At 42.1% G+C, this 14,825-nt stretch carries 9 protein-coding genes; 4 read left to right on the forward strand and 5 right to left on the reverse strand.

Features of this window, described 5'->3' with window-relative positions; translation table 11 throughout:
* Positions 1-9: 9 nt before the first annotated feature.
* Both pheT and ihfA read left to right on the forward strand, forming a co-directional pair.
* Positions 10-2,415, forward strand: a complete 2,406-nt coding sequence (pheT, locus tag KP803_RS17740) for a phenylalanine--tRNA ligase subunit beta (protein WP_248010201.1) — start codon at positions 10-12, stop codon at positions 2,413-2,415.
* 445 nt (positions 2,416-2,860) lie between these two features.
* Positions 2,861-3,157 (forward strand): integration host factor subunit alpha, encoded by a 297-nt coding sequence (gene ihfA, locus KP803_RS17745; RefSeq protein ID WP_102405695.1) that lies wholly within the window; start codon positions 2,861-2,863, stop codon positions 3,155-3,157.
* A 138-nt stretch (positions 3,158-3,295) separates the two neighbouring features.
* On the opposite strand, the gene KP803_RS17750 is transcribed toward ihfA, so the two are convergent.
* The 3 genes from KP803_RS17750 to KP803_RS17760 form a co-directional block, all read right to left on the reverse strand.
* Positions 3,296-4,918: an MFS transporter gene (locus tag KP803_RS17750; RefSeq protein WP_248010202.1), complete on the reverse strand. Its 1,623-nt coding sequence runs from the start codon at positions 4,916-4,918 to the stop codon at positions 3,296-3,298.
* A gap of 132 nt (positions 4,919-5,050) precedes the next feature.
* Positions 5,051-5,845: a hypothetical protein gene (locus KP803_RS17755; protein WP_427916969.1), complete on the reverse strand. Its 795-nt coding sequence runs from the start codon at positions 5,843-5,845 to the stop codon at positions 5,051-5,053.
* A gap of 640 nt (positions 5,846-6,485) precedes the next feature.
* Positions 6,486-8,153 (reverse strand): M28 family metallopeptidase, encoded by a 1,668-nt coding sequence (locus KP803_RS17760; RefSeq protein WP_248010204.1) that lies wholly within the window; start codon positions 8,151-8,153, stop codon positions 6,486-6,488.
* A 355-nt stretch (positions 8,154-8,508) separates the two neighbouring features.
* Here KP803_RS17760 and KP803_RS17765 point away from each other — a divergent pair, with 355 nt between their 5' ends.
* Positions 8,509-9,249, forward strand: coding sequence for a winged helix-turn-helix domain-containing protein (locus tag KP803_RS17765; protein ID WP_248010205.1), 741 nt, complete (start codon positions 8,509-8,511; stop codon positions 9,247-9,249).
* Positions 9,240-9,734, forward strand: coding sequence for a hypothetical protein (locus tag KP803_RS17770; RefSeq protein WP_248010206.1), 495 nt, complete (start codon positions 9,240-9,242; stop codon positions 9,732-9,734). The genes KP803_RS17765 and KP803_RS17770 overlap by 10 nt, the downstream gene beginning before the upstream one ends.
* Before the next feature lie 375 nt (positions 9,735-10,109).
* Here the strand turns inward: KP803_RS17770 and KP803_RS17775 are convergent, their stop codons facing one another.
* Entirely contained in the window at positions 10,110-11,699 is a 1,590-nt protein-coding gene (locus KP803_RS17775) for an amidohydrolase (protein ID WP_248010207.1), read from the reverse strand.
* Between the two features lie 886 nt (positions 11,700-12,585).
* Positions 12,586-14,205 carry an MFS transporter gene (locus KP803_RS17780; RefSeq protein ID WP_248010208.1) on the reverse strand — a complete coding sequence of 540 codons (1,620 nt, stop codon included), beginning with the start codon at positions 14,203-14,205 and terminating at the stop codon, positions 12,586-12,588.
* Positions 14,206-14,825 lie beyond the last annotated feature (620 nt).

The raw sequence follows: 14,825 nt of genomic DNA on the forward strand, positions 1-14,825 counted from the left end.
AGAGACACTATGAAATTCAACGAATCATGGCTTCGTGAGTGGGTTAGCCCTTCAGTAACGACTGACGAGCTAACACATCAAATTACAATGGCTGGTCTAGAGGTTGACGATGTTCTTCCTGTCGCTGGCGAATTTACTGGCGTTAAAGTTGGTAAAGTGGTTGAGTGCGGTCAGCACCCTGACGCAGACAAACTGCAAGTAACTAAAATTGATATCGGCGAAGAAGAGCTGTTAGACATCGTATGTGGTGCATCTAACTGTCGTCTTGGTCTTACTGTAGCAGTAGCAACAGTAGGCGCGGTTCTTCCTGGTAACTTCAAAATCAAGAAAGCGAAGCTTCGTGGCGTTCCATCGCACGGCATGCTTTGTTCTTTCTCTGAGCTAGGTATCGATGTTGAATCTGACGGTATCCTTGAGCTACCTGAAGGTACTACTCTAGGTATGGACGTTCGTGAGCTTTTAGAGCTTAACGATGTAACGGTTGATGTTGATCTTACCGCTAACCGTGCTGACTGTTTCAGCATTCGCGGTATGGCTCGTGAAGTTGGCGTATTAAACCGTGCAGACGTAACAGAGCCTTCTGTAACTGCTGTCGCACCAGCGATCGATGACGTTGTTTCTATTGAAGTAAAAGCAACGGAAGCGTGTCCACGTTACCTTGGCCGTGTGGTTAAAAACGTAAACGTACAAGCTGAAACGCCACTATGGATGCAAGAGAAACTGCGTCGTTGTGGTATTCGCTCAATCGACCCAGTTGTTGATATCACGAACTATGTTCTTCTAGAACAAGGTCAGCCAATGCACGCGTTTGACCTAGCTAAGGTTGAAGGCGGAATCGTAGTACGTATGGCAGAGCAGGGCGAAAAGCTGACTCTTCTAGACGGTAACGAAGCAGAGCTAAACGCAGATACACTGGTTGTTGCTGACCATAACCAAGCACTAGCTATTGCTGGTATCTTTGGTGGTGAAAGCTCAGGTGTGACGACTGAAACTAAAGACGTATTATTAGAGTGTGCATTCTTTGCTCCTGACCATATTCGTGGTCGCGCTCGTGCATACGGCTTGCACACTGACTCTTCAATGCGTTTTGAGCGTGGTGTTGATTACGCACTACAAACAAATGCAATGGAACGTGCAACTGAACTTCTTGTAGAAATCTGTGGCGGTGAAGTTGCTCCTGTTGTTGCTGTTGAGTCTGAAGTTGATCTTCCGAAGCCAAACACAGTAACACTACGTCGTACTAAGCTTGATAGCCTACTAGGTCATCACATTGAAGATGCAGACGTTGCTGAGATCCTAGAACGTCTTGGTCTAACTGTTGAAGTAACGGCTGAAGGTTGGACTGCAACTGCACCAACATGGCGTTTTGATATCGCTATCGAGCAAGATTTGGTAGAAGAAGTGGGTCGTATCTACGGTTACGATAACATTCCAAATCAAGCGCCTGCTGCAGCACTTAAAATGAACGATCACAAAGAAGCAAACCTACCGCTTAAGCGTGTACGTAACCTTCTTGTTGACCGTGGTTATCATGAAGCAATCACATACAGCTTTGTAGAACCAGAGCAACAAAAATTGGTTGTTCCAAATGTAGAACCACTGATTCTTCCATTCCCAATCTCTGCGGATATGGCGGCAATGCGTCTTGGTTTAGTTCAAGGTCTGCTAAACACGGTTGTGCACAACCAGAAGCGTCAACAGCCACGTGTTCGTTTATTCGAATACGGTCTACGTTTCATTCCATGTGAATCAGCTGAGAACGGCATGCGTCAAGAGCCTATGCTTGCTGGTGTAATCGCTGGTACTCGCGGTGAAGAGCACTGGGACATTGAAACTAACACGGTTGATTTCTTTGATCTTAAGGGTGACTTAGAAGCGGTTCTAGAGTTATCTGCAAATGAAAAAGCATTCTCATTCGCAGCGCTTTCAGACGAGCAGAAAGCAGCAAACCCTGCACTACACCCTGGTCAATCAGCAGCGATCGTTGTCGATGGCAAATCTGTTGGTGTGATTGGTACGGTTCATCCAGAACTTGAGCGTAAGTTTGGCTTGAATGGTCGCACGGTTGTGTTTGAAATCGAATGGACTGCTATTGATACTCGCGTTATCCCAGAAGCGGTAGCAGTATCTAAGTTCCCATCAAACCGTCGTGACATCGCTGTTGTTGTTGATGAAGCTGTGGCTTCTGGTGACATCGTTAACGCTTGTCTAGAAGCTGGTGGTGAGTTCTTAACTGACGCTAAACTGTTTGACGTTTATGTTGGTAAAGGCGTAGAGGAAGGCAAGAAGAGCCTTGCAATCGCACTATCACTTCAGTCTGTAGAGCGCACGCTTGCAGAAGCGGATATTGCAGGTAGTGTTGAAGCTATCGTTGCAAAAGTTTCTGAGCAATTTGGCGCGGCACTTCGCGACTAGGTTTTCACAAACAATGGTAAAGAGCCTGCTTTTTAGTGGGCTCTTTTTTTATCTGAAACTTGTTGATTATTAATGGCTTAAAGCGTTATCGTAAGTAATACTAAGGTGCTAATTTTTAACGATATAAAGTTTTTTGTTCAAAAAATTGCAAAAAAACTTAATTTTCTCATTATGGCTTTATCATCTGCATTGTGTCTGCTTCGTGGTTTTATGTTCTATTGTTGTCATCTTTTTAATTTTAATTTGAGATAATGTTTTGCTTGATTGCTTTCTTCTTGTTTTGTTTGCTACTTCGCTTATTGATAGCTTTAGAAAAAAGTTGGCGAAAATCAGAAGCTTGGCATACACTTTCCAAGGTAAAGCCGATATGTTGTTGATTGGCTAGGCAAAATGCTTTGGCGCTGCGTATAGCAGCAATGTTAAACATAGCTTTAAGGGGAGTTTTATGGCGCTCACAAAGGCCGATTTGGCTGAGAACCTGTTTGAAAAACTTGGATACAGTAAACGGGATGCCAAGGAAACGGTTGAAGTGTTTTTTGAAGAAGTTCGAAAAGCGCTCGAAAGTGGCGAGCAGGTAAAGCTGTCTGGTTTTGGTAATTTTGATCTACGCGACAAAAGTGAACGTCCAGGTCGAAACCCTAAAACTGGCGAAGACATTCCTATTACTGCTCGACGTGTTGTTACATTCCGACCGGGACAAAAATTAAAGGCCCGAGTTGAGAACATAAAAGTTGAGAAGTAGCTGATCAATTGACCACGCCAAGCGTGGTCTTTTTATTTGAGCTTATCTTTGAGTTATCGTGAGTTTAGATAAATTGGTCGCAATCGAAAATAAGAAAGGAGTGCATACGCACTCCTTTTTAGTATTTGCTATCTCAACTTAATGAGCTGGCTGAGCTTCGGTTGGCTCTTTTCCTTTTGAGCGAGATAGCCTCAAAGAAATGAGCACTCCAAGCACCGCAAAGATAAGCATCGCTCGATTCGATGTGGTGAAATTTAGATTTCTTGAATCATTGTTAATTTCAAGAATATGATTAATTTCACTTTCATCAACACCTAACTCATTAAGAAAGTCGATGACCATGAAATCATTGATATAGGGAATTGCTTTTGCTTCACTGACTAAGGTTTGAATTGGCTGAGATACATGCTCATTGTCGATGATACGCTCTCTAACATGGTTCTCTAACGTTGATTGACCTGAGCCAGCAACAACAGCGATACCAAGCGCTAGGCCAATTTTTCGAGTTGTTGCTTGTATGCCACCAGATTGAGCTGCACCTTTCTCACCAACGGCGAGAGTTATAATAACGGGAGTTTGAGATGATAAAATTCCAATTCCAATACCACAGATCGCCATTGCTAGATAAATGAGTGCAGAGATACCTTCCTCGCTAGTTGATATGCCAAGAAAACAGCCTCCAAAAAAGAACAGAGCAAAACCCAGAGCACAGAGCTTTTTGGGTTGCTGCTCTTTCAACAATATAGGCGTTAGAGCCGATGAGATGATCATTGCGATAGCAAAGACTAAAATGATTGCGCCAGTTTTAATGGCTGACAAATCCGCAGCAATTTGTAAATAGGCAATAATCGAAAAATTAAAGCCTCCAAAGATACAATACATGACCAGCAGTATTGCGAGCCCTTTCTGTAACTCTCGCTCTCTAAGCCAGGAAACAGGCAGCAACGCAACACCATATTTTCGTTCAAATTTTTGTTCGTGGAGTAAAAACAAAGCAAAGATTATTAGCCCAAAGATAAGCATAAATAGCGCAGGGCTAATGGAACCGAAGAATGGTGGAAGATCTAGATTAGAAGAATTTGTTATTAGCCCCCAGTTAGGGGTTAACAACAGAGCACAGACTATCAGTACTAAACTCGTCGCGCATAGGATTGAGCCTAAAGTATCAAACTTTTTAGGTTTTACGTTGTGCAGAGGTGAGATCCAAAAAATGGCACAAAATAGCCCGACAACGAAAAAAGAAAGTTGTAAAAAGAAGCCACTTCTCCAACCGTAGGAATCAAACAGCCAACCTGATACTAGTGGACTAATTGCAGCAGCTATCCCCGTTGCTGCAGCCATAGCACCAAATACAACGGCTCTCTTCTCTTTTGGGTAATGGCCAATAACTAATGCTAGTGCAGCAGGTAAAATAGAAGCAGAACCAAGGCCAGAAAGAGGTCTAGCAAGATAGATGATAAAGTTTATAGAGGGCGCGAGGAGAATCGTGACGACGGATAAAGTACTAGTGAAAAAACCAAAGATGAGTAGTCGTCGCCACCCAATAAAGAGCCCGACCATGCTACAGATCAGCATAAAGGAGGCGCCAATTAAGGGGTTAATTGCCCCTGCGATTTTTAAGTCATTTCCATCAGCTTGGAAGTGTGACATGAGGGAGCTTGTCGCAATTGAAAAACTTGCGATATCGGCAGAGATAGCGAATTGAGCTAAACAGAGAGAGAATAGAAGTAGAGTTTTGTTTTTATATATGGGAAGAGTCATAGAGAGTGGTCCGCTTCAATGTTAAAACTGAACAAGGAATCTGTTTTTGTCAGATACAATGTATTTATTCATGTCATAGAATCCCAAATTGAAAAAAGCTGACCCTTTGGGCCAGCTTATTAGAAGTATTAATTAGAATTGGTAGTTAAACTCGATGCGGTGATCGCCATCTGAAAAATCTACATCTTCATTCCAGTTTGCAAAGTAACGAACATTGAAACGTGGTTGAATTTGGTAAGAGGCGGTAAACTCGTGAGTTAGTATGCTGTCATCGCCGCCGAACGCGTAATCTTTAAACGTATCTGAACCTGAGAATGTTTGCATGTACATAGGGTTAAAGTTCAGCCAAATTTTGTCAGTTACTGTGATTTTTGTATACATACCAACAACACCAAAAGTACCAGGAACAGAATAACCGCTACTGTTAGTTAACCCTTTTTCGTTGAGGTTGTTGCCAAACATTAAACCAGCACCCGCAAGTGGAAAAAAGTTTATTGGGCCAAGAGCAGGAAGAGCTTGAATCATTGAATATGAAACAGTGCCTGTTTCACCCGCTGCACCATTTGCATCTGATGATGTTGCGTAAGCGATATCTAATTGAGTACCACGACCGTTTGTTAGGTCAACGACGAAATCACGGTAACGGATAGAGTCTACTGAGTCGTTACGGCTACTTGAACCATCCCAACCTAAGATGTCACCGGCAAATCCTTTAACTTCTAGGATGTTCATGCCCATTTCTGTAGCAACACCTGTTGTGTAAGTAGCACCGACTTTTAGGTTCACGCCTTTATTGGTAAAACCGATACCGCCCTGCGTGTATACCGCAAGAGGGTCTGACATATCTTGAACTTCTTCTTCTGCAATCGCTTGGTTCATACATAGAGTAAGGGGTAGGGCTGCGGCTAGATATATCTTTTTCATTATTAACACCTTAGTTTTTTATACTTACCTGACAGAGAAGACAACCATATGTGTTCGAAAAGTCAGATGCTGATTGGAAACGAGGTGATAGTACCGCTGCTGTCATACCTGTGAAACAAACCTAAAGCAACAAAAGATAAGTCACTTTATGTTGTTTTTATGTCAATACAAATCAATGAATTAGCACACTTATGACATGCTCGATTGTTGGTGGGTTTGCTCTTTAACTTGAGGAGAAAGCAATGAACAATTGTATTTGATTTTAATAAAGTGTAATCAAATGCGACTGGTTGCCTATTTATAATGCAGATAGATTTAAGTGTTTCTAAGAGCTAAGAGCTTTCCGATTAATTACTATCGTTGAAGGTTCAATACTCTGCTGTGCTAGACATTGGAACAATGAAGATACTGAAACGAGTTTGTTGATTCCTTAATGAAGTCGAGAGAGTAAAATCTAGCCCATGGTGAAAGATTTCGTTATGAATTGTACCGTTTAGATAAGCTAGGTAGCGATGGTTCATACTGGAAACGAAAGCGAGTGTTTTAAGCCTATAACCGAGGATAGTTAACTATTGAATAGCTTTGGGAAATAAAAAGGGCCACCAATTGGAATTGGCAGCCCCCAAAATACTAACCTGCGGGCTTAGAAGTTACCGTAGTAGTATTTGAATAGGTCAGAAGAGTAGATAGACTTAGTAGGTAGTTCGTGACCGTCTTTCTTAATGTCTTCTTTTGTTGCACCCGCTAGCGCATCGATGATGAAGATGTGTGCACGAGCATACTTTTCTAGCAGTTTAAAGCTAATGATACCCATATCATAATCGATCGTTGAGTGGTAAGAGTAGCTTGAAATAGCCCAACCTGTTGATACCGCATCTAGATCATCGAATTTAGCGAACGGTGGATGGAAGTGTGTCTCGTCAGCTGCAGGGTCTTGATAGTAGAAATCAGCTGTTGGTAGCGCGTAGTTGTTAACCGCTTGCTCGAATACGTCCAACAGTAGAGGAGATTTGTTCGTAATCATCTGCATTGCAGGGATTGCTTGGTTACTCTTACTCTGGATTGGACCTTCTTTTGTTAGCGCCATCAAGCCTAATTTTTCAGGACGTAATACCATCAGCATTTCATCGCGAACAAACGCGTGATTTTGCTCAACGAATTTGTCAGTAGCACCAACACCTGGGTGTTCGTGATCACCAACAGAAAGAACAACTAAACCGTGGCCACGTTGCTCTAGAGGACGTGCAGCATAGTGCTTAGCCGCTGCCATTACCATTGCTGCAGTACCTGCGTTGTCGTGTAGACCATAGAAGTAGCTGTCAGTGTGGAAAGTCATTACAACCGACTTGCCTGTTGTACCAGGGATGAAACCATAAACATTTGAAGATTGACGCTGAGTTCCATCTTCCATTTTACCTTGAACACATAAGCGAGTGATAACTGGCTCTTCAGGTGTTGCACGGTCGATCAATTTACGAAGGTAAAGGCCGTCGTCGTAACCAATTGAGATCCATGGTAGTGCTTCACCAACACTGTCACCGCCGCCCATCGCGCCGATACGAGTAGCAGTTTGCTTAGAACCAGGCAGTGTCCACCATGCGATGATGCCTGCTGCTTTACCGTAAGTGCCCGCTGCGATACGCGAGTATGCAGTACGACCAGTCGAGTACATTGGACCGCCCGCTGAGAAATCACACTGAAGAAGAACAATCTTGCCTTCAAGATTACGGCCATTTAGCTCAGAAGCTGTACCTTGACCAACATAAATCACTTCCGCTTCAACACCATCTTCAGATGTTAGGCCTGAAGGGAATGGTGTAACAGCGTATTTGAAGTTGTGTTCGGTTTCGCCTTCTTCGAGTGCATTTGAAGAGATAACAGTAAGCTCGTTCTTTGTTGGTTCCCATTGAGCGTTACGGATAGGGAAGAAGTCTTCACGTACGTCTTCAACACCAAATGAACGTAGCGTGTCAGCCACTAAGGTTTGGGCTTCTGCTTCATACTTAGTACCTTGGATACGACCCCAAAGAATATTGCCATCTTCACGAGATTTTTTAGAGATATCCACTAACTTCATAGCGAACTCTTCGATATAGTCAGCGCTGATATCGCCACGAGGATCTTCGCTTGCGTCGATGTATGGGCGTGGAGTTTCATCCATAGCAAGAGTCGGGAAGTGGCCTTCATGAAGAGTTTGAATGCGTTGTGAAAGCTCTTCAGGCTTAAAGAATGAAAAGTTCGCTAGAATTTTTACCATTTCTTCTGGCGTGCTCGCCATGTTTTGCTTTGCTTTCTTTGTAGAGTCGGTCATAGGTTACCCTTTATTTGGACAGTTGTATGAATCACGGCGCCATCATATTACTGAGGGTGATAGTGTTAAAGGAAACTAATCAGACAAAATCTAAGTCAGGTTTTGTCATTTTTTAATCTCTAACAATCAGTGAGTTAAGGTTTTTTTTATGAATTAGCCTTTATTAAATTAGGGTTATTGATAGGTTGGGATTTTGGGTGTCATAAAAACGTAAAGTTATCAAATGATAGCTAAAGTCGATTGATAAAAAATGAGAAAGATAAGTATGACGAATATCAAACGTTCTATAATTACCTAAGCGAAAGTTAGAATTAAATGAAATAATTAGTGATATCGCATTCGACAGATTTATTTTATGACCAAACTAAAACTTGAAGCTCCGGTGTATCAGGTCGGTGATTATTTGTACTCTATGACTTCGGGAGTTATATCAAAAAATGACTCTTTGTCTCAACTGCGCTCGAAGGAGTCTGCACTACTTAATGTTTTTATCGAAACATTTCCAGAAGTGACATCAAGAGAGAAAATAGTTGAAGAGCTTTACCAAAATACATACGCAACGGATGCGACAATAAACCAGCTGGTTAAGCGCCTGAGAAAGTCGTTGGAGGATAATAATCGCTCGCTGATTCGTACTATTTCTAAGCAGGGTTACTTATTATCATCACCACCAGATGTCGTTGAATTAGAGAAGCAAGAACAGCTAGATACAACGATTAGCCGTTATCAAACAGAGCATAATTTTGAGGGGATATCGTTAGAAGCTCAGCAGCAATTGAAACGATTTGAAGATCCTGTGGCTGTAAAGGAACTGCTCGATACGACTAAAAGCAAGCAACGCTTTTTAGGCGCAGCGGTGACGACGGGTTGTGTTATCGCTTTTGTTATCGGATATGCATTCTCTACGTTAAACGGACACAGAACACCACACTTACAAGAGATATCATCATTGGAAGCCTTTGCGTTAAAAGTGACAGACCTACAGGCCCCTGTCTATGTACGTGACGCTGATACCGACCATCTTTCTATTTATATCGCAGATGACAACACTATGGTTGTGTGCAACAAAAATGAGGAGTTAACCGAATGCAAGTAAAGTCAAAACCGTTTCTTGTTATTGGGTTGTGGTTGCTCTGCGCTTTAATTGGTATGTTGGTTTACAAAACAACGAATACTCCGACGAAACCTTTTATTGGCATCTGGACAGGAAGTACTGTGGTTCAGTACCCACACCGCGAAGTTATTATGGATCTACAACTTATCGTTGATGACGCTAAAAACGAAAGTGCAAGGCTGATTTCTAGCTTTAGCTCTAATGAAGCTTCTGAAGAAATTCTACAAAGTAATGTTACGGTCGACGTTACGGTTATCAAAAGGGGTGAAGACAAACTGACCTTTTCTCTTTTAAATCCGAGTTACTCTAATAAGACGCAATTAGAAGAGTATATAGGACGCGATTTACCTGAACAGGGTACGTTGATCAGTGGACAAGCGTGGGCTATTGATACGAATGAAGTGTTCTTGTATCTAACATTGGGTTTTGGTGAGAAATTTGGTGCTGTATTGACGCGCGAACGTTAAGACACCGTTTCCCCTAATCGTTTATTGAAAGCACTCTCTAGGTAGGGTGCTTTTTTGTTTCTGCTCACCTAGCGCGTTTGCAGATAGGCACGTGTTTATGTTCCACCCTATTTATAGGTATCGCCCTTAACCTCTCTAGAAGGTAAGTTCTCCTTACTGATTAAGCGTATCGTTAATCCACCTCTAACCTTGTTTGGTAGTGTTAATCACAAAAGCGGCACAAAGAGTACTAGGTAATTGACAAAGCAAACCAATGAATGAAAGGACAATAGGGTTGGTGGTTATATAAAAGTGATGGTGAACAAAAAGCCCAGCATCAGTGCTGGGCTTAATAATTTAATCAGAGAGGAGTAAATCTCTGTGAGTGAGAAGACATTACGCTTTGTATGTCACTTCACCTTGCATATAAGTCGTTTGAACTTTAACGGTATCTAGGTCTTTAGCTTCAAGGTTCAGTGGGTTCTTATCAATAATGATCATATCAGCAACTTTACCTGCTTCTAAAGAGCCATATTCCGCTTCCATTTTAAACTGCTCAGCAGCCCAAATTGTGTAGCCTTTAAGCGCTTGCTCTACTGTAATCGCTTCTTCTGCATTTAGAATGTCACCAGAGTATGTTTCGCGAGTTACAGCTGCTTTGATTGATTGCCAAGGTTTCGTTGGCGTCACTGGTGCATCATTGTGAAGAGTAGGGCGTAGGCCTTTCTCGATTGCTGTTTTCACTTTGAATGTGTGGTGCAGATCATCGGCTTTAAAGTAATCGTGGATGATTTGACCGCCAGTCCAGTATAGGTGGCCCATGATGAAGCTTGGACGTGTATTCAGTTCAACCATGCGGTCAAACTGACTAGCCGTTGTTAATGATAAGTGGTGAGCACATGACATAAAGTTTGATACGTCGATACCATTCTCTTTAGCAGAGTTACGAGCATGTTCTACTGCGTCAAGTGCTGCTTCAAGTGCTAACTCACCATTTGCGTGGAAGATGAAGTCTACGCCTAGTTGAGTTGCGGCTTGTGCAGTTTGGTTGAACATGTCTTGTGTACCCCAAAGAGGACGAGGCATATTCTTAAATTCTTCGTTTTGGTACTCAATGGCCGTGGATGCATTGCCGCCTTGAACAGAACCGTCTGTAAAGGCTTTTAAGAAGCCGATCCGGAACTTGTCTGTTTTGTACTCGTCTTTTTGGCTGATGACTTGAGGGAACTCAGGGAAGTTATTCACGATACCGCCAACGATACGAACTTTGAACTGCTCGTCTTTTGACGCTTCAACCATAGTTGCTAGGTTTTTAGGTGCCATGATCATCAGATCAGAAGCCGTCGTGATACCTTCTTCTGCATATTTAGCAGAAACTGCAACAACATCTTCAGCAAGAGGTGCTGGGAATGTGCCTTTGTATGCTTGCATTACAGCAGCTTGACCTAGGATCATGCCTGTAAGCTCACCGTTTTCGTCTTTAACGTATTGAGAGTTTTGTGGTGGCTCGCTCTCTTTAGTAATGCCTAGTTCTTCAAATGCTTTGCTGTTTAACCAGCCGCCGTGACCTTGCATAGTGATGAACATTGGTAAGTCTGGGTGAGCTTCATCAATTTCAGCTAATGTCGGGATAGATTGCTTTTTCACATCCCAACCGATGCCCATCAACCAACCGTCTTTGTTTGGTGTCATCGAACGGAATGCTGCCATCATCTCTTCGTCGACTTGGTATTTGAAGAAGCTTAGGTCTGTCATTTGTTCCATGTTTGCACATAGAAGAATGTGAGAGTGATTTTCGATGAAACTTGGCATTAGCGTTTGACCTTCAAGGTCAACCATTACAGCGTTTGGATACTGTTCTGCCAGTGTTGTTTTGTTACCAGTAGCTTTGATTATTCCATCTTCAACTAATAGCGCTTCAACCGTCGGTTGATTGTCGTTCATTGTAATGATTGAACCGCCAAAAAATAGGGATTGATTATTCATTGTAGAAGTCTCCACGTGATGAGAAGGTGCTGAGCTTTGCTCATTATTTGATGCGAATAGTTTCTTGAAAAATTTAATCGGCATTGTCTATCTCGCCTATGCTAGTCACTAAATTGGCGACCTGTTTTGGTCACCCGTTTATGTATTGGATTTCAAAGTATGGGTGAATATTAACGATATGAAGCAAGGTGCGAAACCAACCTAATAGGACAAAATCTAAGTCACTTTTTATCATTAATTAATCATTTTAAAACAATAGGTTGGACTGTTTGTGTGACTTTCCTTTTTTCGATTTCAGAGTAATTGCTGTTGTTATTTTGATGGTTCATTGAGCAGAAATAGGGTGTTGATGGATTTTTATAAGGAAGTATTTCAATTGAATCAACGTTATTAGAAAGGGGGAAAGTAAGTGCTTTCCAGTATTCGCTTAACAACTACGGCTGAATGGTTTGCTTCTGATGGAATTAGTGTCTGACACAAGGTAGGTCGTTACCAAAGAGCGGAAGATATGATCGCTTGGTCGTTTATAACTGAAGATGAACTTTCTCTTGAGTTCCAACTGTCGCCAGAGAAATAGAATGTTTAGCGAATGCTCTAATTGTCTTTTACTTCTTCTATTTGGACCTGTAAATCTACTCAATAAATGTGTCAAAATTAGATGATTCGCCGTTCTATTGAGTTTTCATACACTGATGCAGCGACTGATTTAAGCGCTCTCTTTTTGGCAAATTTTGGGAGAGTAGATATAGTGATTTATCAGAAGTGGAGGTTGGTCTTATCAGGAAGTGTTTGGCGTGTTGATTATTTGCTTCATTCTAGATTGATAATAAAAAATCCCCATCACAGAGTGATAGGGATTTAAGTACTGTTTAGCTAAAAGCTGTGATTAAGCTTTTTTGTTTTCCATTAGAGACCTGCGTGGTAGACCACGACAGATGACTAAACCAGACGCTACGATAAGCATTAGAGCAAACATGGTTTTCACTGCAGAGCTGTGACGAGCTTCTGAGTTAATCGCTAGGATGATCTGTGTTTCTTCTTTGCTCTCTGTTACGTCAGCAAGTAGTAGTTCGAAATCAGTCGTGCTAGTAAACGGCAGTGCAGGCATCGCTAAAACGGCTTCTTTCGTTTCAGCAGAAAGTGCAGCGTGGTTTGTTACGTTCTCTTTGATCTCACCAGTAAGCGAGAACATAAGAACTGAACCAAGTACCGCAACACCAAATGCTTGACCAACGTTACGAGACGTTGCTTGGATACCACCAGATTGCTCAGCATCACGCTGTTCTAGAGCAGTTGTAACCGTGATTGAAGCTTGAGTCATAAGTAGACCAACACCGAAACCAAAGATAGCAAGGCCTGTGTGTTGTAGGGCATTAACGCCAACTTCAGTGAAGCCAAAGGTCGCGATGACAAGACCAACAAAAGAGATAGCGAAACCTAGTAGACAAACAGAACGAACTGTCATACCAGACATCTTAGCAGGAGCAACGATAGTACCGATGATCATACCAACGGCAAACATAGTCATTAGAAGACCAGCAGCCATTGCTGATGCGCCACCAACAACTTGTACGTATGCGATGTTAATGAATAGCGAACCAAACATTAGGAATACGATAGCACATAGGTAAAGTCCGATAAGTACTTGCTTGTTCTTAACGAAAGTAGAAGGAATTAGAGCAGTACCGTGTTTCGCTTCGAAGCTCTTTTCCCACTTCATAAGAATAAACAGAGTGATTGCACCAAATGCCACTAGTGGTAGAGCTGGTGAAATACCCATGAAGGTTGTTTCTGAGATTGGTGCGATTAAGCCCCACTCTGAAATCTTTAGTAGACCAACAATCGTTGCTAGTAGACCAGTAGAAGAAAGAATAACACCAACAAGGTCAAACTTACCTTCGAATTTCGCTTTCGGCATTGGAGCTAGCTTAAATGTCGCTAGGAAAACAATGATGAAGTAAGCCGTTACACCCATAAATGATGGCGTGAAACCAAATGCGTCAAGCGCAGCGCCCATTGCTAGTGGTACTACAGCGGTAGCAACACCAACGGCACCAGCGATACCAGCGAATGCAATCGCTTGGTCTTTACCTTGGTAAAGGCCAGCTACGTGAGCAAGGATAGAAGGTACAAGGAATACAGCACCTAAACCTGCAGCGACACGACCACCGAAAATAAGAACATCCATATTTGGAGCCAGCGCTGCGATTAATGCAGAAGCTGCTAGTAGAAGCGCGCCTAAACGAAGTTGACGACCCCAGCCTAAAAACAGACCAGTAAGACCGCCGACAACCATACCAGCACCGGCAATCAGTGGGTACATCGCGTTAGCAAATTGAATTTCTGGCATGGTAGCGCCAAGTTGTGAAATAAGTGCTTCCGTAGCAACAGCGAATCCGCTGTTATCTAGCATCGTTCCTAGTTGAGCTAGAATAAGAATTCCTAAGCTAAGCCATTTGGCTTTGCCTGCTGTTTCTTTGTTTTCAAAATCAAGAGTCGTGCTCATGGGTTTTACCTCAGAGGTGTATAAGTAATAAATTTAGTTATTGATTTTTCGAGGGTATTATTGAGCTGAACGGCGAGGTGGGCTAGCGACAAAAAGTGAACTAATATCGTGACCCTAAAGTGTTGAATTTAAAGTTTTTATATTTTGCGTGTCACTTTTTGTGTTGGAATATGTTGCTTGTTTTAAGAGTTAACCTTCCTAAGTCTATGCGTGGAATCTAACAAACTTTGGTTGTAAATGTGGTGACTAACCGTCCTGTCTATATTGGGAGATAATGTCACTTATTAGATCTGCTCCTCTAAGTGTTTACTTATGATGACTGCGCTGGATGAGTCTGTTGAAGAACGTAAACAGCAGCCCGCAGGGACGGGATAAACCACTTAAGCCCCATTAAGCTAAAGGCCATGTAAAAATATGATTGTTATTCTAACCATCTCTTTTTGAATACCATTATTCCTCATTTAAAGTTACCCACCCTTATGCATGTAAATGATGTGACAGTATCAATCATTTCGTTTAAATAACGACCAAAATAATAACCAAAGTGATGCCCATATAAACTATATGGTTTAATAATGTAAACTTTGGTGAAGTTAACAAAATTGAACTGGTAAAACGCC

It is taken from the genome of Vibrio amylolyticus, from assembly GCF_023145695.1.
GTDB lineage: Bacteria > Pseudomonadota > Gammaproteobacteria > Enterobacterales > Vibrionaceae > Vibrio > Vibrio amylolyticus.

Coding starts and splice junctions, on each gene's coding strand:
- KP803_RS17775 (WP_248010207.1), bottom strand. CDS start 11,699: ATGAATAATCAATCCCTATTTTTTGGCGGTTCAATCATTACAATGAAC.
- KP803_RS17765 (WP_248010205.1), top strand. CDS start 8,509: ATGACCAAACTAAAACTTGAAGCTCCGGTGTATCAGGTCGGTGATTAT.
- pheT (WP_248010201.1), top strand. CDS start 10: ATGAAATTCAACGAATCATGGCTTCGTGAGTGGGTTAGCCCTTCAGTA.
- KP803_RS17770 (WP_248010206.1), top strand. CDS start 9,240: ATGCAAGTAAAGTCAAAACCGTTTCTTGTTATTGGGTTGTGGTTGCTC.
- ihfA (WP_102405695.1), top strand. CDS start 2,861: ATGGCGCTCACAAAGGCCGATTTGGCTGAGAACCTGTTTGAAAAACTT.
- KP803_RS17750 (WP_248010202.1), bottom strand. CDS start 4,918: ATGACTCTTCCCATATATAAAAACAAAACTCTACTTCTATTCTCTCTC.
- KP803_RS17760 (WP_248010204.1), bottom strand. CDS start 8,153: ATGACCGACTCTACAAAGAAAGCAAAGCAAAACATGGCGAGCACGCCA.
- KP803_RS17780 (WP_248010208.1), bottom strand. CDS start 14,205: ATGAGCACGACTCTTGATTTTGAAAACAAAGAAACAGCAGGCAAAGCC.